5 protein-coding genes and 1 pseudogene are annotated in these 2937 nt (G+C 71.0%); 4 read left to right on the top strand and 2 right to left on the bottom strand.

All coding sequences use genetic code 11. The features are described 5' to 3' along the window. Window positions 1-197 (top strand): annotated as a pseudogene (locus E1J50_RS26380) (ABC transporter permease); the annotation flags it as partial. Between the two features lie 6 nt (window positions 198-203). Here the strand turns inward: E1J50_RS26380 and E1J50_RS26375 are convergent. After that, the gene (locus E1J50_RS26375) at window positions 204-497 is read right to left on the bottom strand and encodes a hypothetical protein (RefSeq protein ID WP_245516662.1); all 294 of its coding nucleotides are present in this window, start codon (window positions 495-497) and stop codon (window positions 204-206) included. Window positions 498-612: 115 nt separating this feature from the next. Between E1J50_RS26375 and E1J50_RS26370 the strand changes: the two genes are divergently transcribed. Genes E1J50_RS26370 through E1J50_RS26360 form a run of 3 tightly spaced genes read left to right on the top strand, consistent with a single transcriptional unit; the run spans window position 613 to window position 2696 of the window. Then, the gene (locus E1J50_RS26370; protein WP_132257216.1) at window positions 613-2091 is read left to right on the top strand and encodes an MFS transporter; all 1479 of its coding nucleotides are present in this window, start codon (window positions 613-615) and stop codon (window positions 2089-2091) included. A 48-nt stretch (window positions 2092-2139) separates the two neighbouring features. After that, on the top strand, window positions 2140-2370 hold the full coding sequence (locus E1J50_RS26365) for an antitoxin MazE family protein (protein ID WP_245516757.1): 231 nt from the start codon (window positions 2140-2142) through the stop codon (window positions 2368-2370). Beyond that, on the top strand, window positions 2355-2696 hold the full coding sequence (locus E1J50_RS26360; RefSeq protein ID WP_245516756.1) for a type II toxin-antitoxin system PemK/MazF family toxin: 342 nt from the start codon (window positions 2355-2357) through the stop codon (window positions 2694-2696). The genes E1J50_RS26365 and E1J50_RS26360 overlap by 16 nt, the downstream gene beginning before the upstream one ends. A gap of 5 nt (window positions 2697-2701) precedes the next feature. Here E1J50_RS26360 and E1J50_RS26355 read toward each other — a convergent pair. Further along, a partial coding sequence (locus E1J50_RS26355) for a glucokinase (protein WP_207919313.1) occupies window positions 2702-2937 on the bottom strand: 236 nt, incomplete at its 5' end.

The following is a 2937-nucleotide window of genomic DNA, read 5'->3' as shown; positions in this document are numbered from 1 at the left end:
TCCTCTCCTTCCTCGGCCTCGGCGTGCAGGAGCCGGGCACGAGCTGGGGCGTGCTGGTGGCGGAGGGCGCGCGCGCGATCGAGTCGGCGCCCTGGATGCTCGCCGGCCCGGCGAGCTTCCTCGTCGCGACCCTCGTCGCGCTGAACCTCCTCGGCGACGGCCTCGCCGACGCCCTCGATCCGCGGCAGGCGGGCTGAGCGCCGTCAGCGCGCCTCGACGAGGGCGGGATAGACCATGCGGACGCGGCGCCTCTCCTCGGGGATGTGCGTCGCGGGGCGGTCGCGGGCGGCGCGGGGCGCCGGCACCACGGCGAGGCTCACCTCGGTCGGGCGCAGGGCCCAGATCTCGGCGCCCGACAGCGCCACGGGCGCGCGCTGCCGCGCGAGCGTCGCGTCGGCGCCGTGGGTCGGCACCGCGGCGAGGCCGACGAGCGTTGTCGTCGTCAGCAGGGCGAGCCGGAAGCAGGGATGCAGGGCGGATGTCTTGCGAGCGTTCATGGGGGCGCAGCCGTTCGAGCGCCCTAGATGACCCGCGGACCGGTGAAGCCTCCGGCGTGCGAAGGCGATTCGCACAGGCTCGCCAACAGAGTTCCTGAGGGAGGGTAAACGGTCGATGTCGAGCCGAGCGGAAGGCAAGTCCGGCGCGCTGGCGCCCGAGCGCGTGCCGATGGGCACGGTGATCGACACCGACATCTCGGCGCGCCTCGACCGGCTGCCCTGGGGCCGCTTCCACGTCCTCGTCATCGTGGCGCTCGGCATCACCTGGGTGCTCGACGGCCTGGAGGTGACGCTGGCCGGCTCCCTCGTCGGGGCGCTCCGCCAGCCGCCCATGTCCTTCTCCGAGTTCGACGTGGGGCTCGCCGCGAGCTCCTACCTCGTCGGTGCCGTGACGGGCGCCGTCGGCTTCGGCTGGCTCACCGACCGGATCGGGCGCAAGAAGCTGTTCTTCATCACGCTGGCCCTCTACCTCGCCGCCACCGCCGCGACGGGACTGTCCTGGAATATCTGGAGCTTCTGCCTGTTCCGCTTCCTCACGGGGGCGGGCATCGGCGGCGAGTACACGGCGATCAACTCGACGATCCAGGAACTCGTCCCCGCCCGCGTCCGCGGCTGGACCGACCTCGTCATCAACGGCTCGTTCTGGATCGGGGCGGCGCTCGGTTCCTTCCTGTCGATCGTGGCCCTGCGCCCGGGGCTGATCGACCCGGCATGGGGCTGGCGCATCGCCTTCTTCGTCGGCGGCGGCATCGGCCTCGTCATCCTGCTCCTGCGCACCTGGATCCCCGAGAGCCCGCGCTGGCTCGTGACGCACGGCTACGCGGCCGAGGCCGACCGCGTCGTCTCGGGCATCGAGAAGCGCTTCACGGACGAGGGCGTCACCCTGCCGCCGATCGACGAGAGCAAGCGCCTCAGGCTCAGGACGCGCAGCCACACGCCCCTCTCCGAGGTGTTCGGGGCGATGTTCCACACGAGCCGGCGCCAGACCTTCGTGGGCCTCGCGCTCATGATCGCGCAGGCCTTCTTCTACAACGCCCTGTTCTTCACCTACGCGCTGGTGCTGGAGCGGTTCTACGGCGTGCCGGGCGACCATGTCGGCTGGTATCTCCTGCCCTTCGCGCTCGGCTCCTTCCTCGGGCCGCTCGTGCTCGGGCGCCTGTTCGACACGGTGGGGCGCCGCCCGATGATCGCCTTCACCTACGGTATCTCGGCCCTGCTGCTCGCGGGCGCCGGCTACCTGTTCCAGATCGGCGTGTTCGGGCCGGTCGGGCAGACGGCGGTCTGGATGGTGGTGTTCTTCTTCGCATCCGCCGCCGCCTCGTCAGCCTACCTGACGGTGGCCGAGACCTTCCCCCTCGAGATCCGGGCGCTCGCCATCGCGGCCTTCTACGCCATCGGCACGGGCATCGGCGGCGTCTCCGGCCCGCTCCTGTTCGGCACGCTGGTCGAGACGGGCTCGCGGGAGATGATCCTCGTCGGCTACCTGATCGGCGCCGCCCTGATGGCGGTGGCGGCGGTCGTCGGCGGGATCTACGCCACCGCCGCCGAGGGCAAGTCGCTGGAGAGCGTCTCGAAGCCGCTCGCGGCGGCGTGAGGGGACTGGAGGGCCATCTTCCTGTAACATGTTACGGAAGGAGTCGGCATGCCTCAGCGTGACGAGAAGCCACGATCCGCAGCCTCGCGCATGCTCACCTACCGGGAGCGGATGCGCGCCGCTGGTCTGCGGCCTCTCCAGATCTGGGTGCCGGATACCCGCGCACCCGGTTTCGCGGCGACGTGCCGTGCCCAGGCCGAGGCCATCGCGGCCGCCGACCCCGCCGGGGATGAAGCCCTCCGCTTCATCGAGGACACTTATCAGTGGCCGGAGGCGTGATCCGGCGGGGAGACCTGATCACCGTCGTGATCCCGGGTGAGTACGGCAAGCCGCGCCCGGCCGTCGTCGTCCAATCCGACCTCTTCTCGGCGCTGCCCTCGGCAACGATCTGTCCGCTGGCGACGACGCTGCGCCCGGACGCAGGCTTGCTTCGCCTGACGATGGAACCGTCGCCGTCGAACGGCTTGCGGCAAACCTCGCAAGTGGTCATCGACAAGATCACGACGATCTCGCAGCAGCGCGTCGGCGGAAGGATCGGGCGGGCCGACGATCATGTCATGGTCGCCGTGAACCGCGCTCTCGCCCTCCACCTCGGCCTGGCTTGAGCCGTCTACTCCGCCCGCCAGACCTGCCCGTGATACACGAAGGCCGCCCCCTCGCTCGCGAGCGCGGCGAGCCCGGTCAGGGCCGGGTCGTGGACCGTGATCACGCTCGTCGGGATCTCGGCCATCATCTGCGCGAACGGCGCCTTGCGCTCGAACGCCTCCCGGAACCCGCCCGCCTGCAGCACCCGCACGATGCGCGGTGCGATGCCGCCGCCGATATACACGCCGCCCGTGGCGAGGA

It is taken from the genome of Methylobacterium segetis (assembly GCF_004348265.1).
Lineage (GTDB): Bacteria > Pseudomonadota > Alphaproteobacteria > Rhizobiales > Beijerinckiaceae > Methylobacterium > Methylobacterium segetis.
The sequence above is the reverse complement of the archived record's forward strand: the minus strand, read 5'-3'. Positions and strand labels throughout refer to the sequence as shown.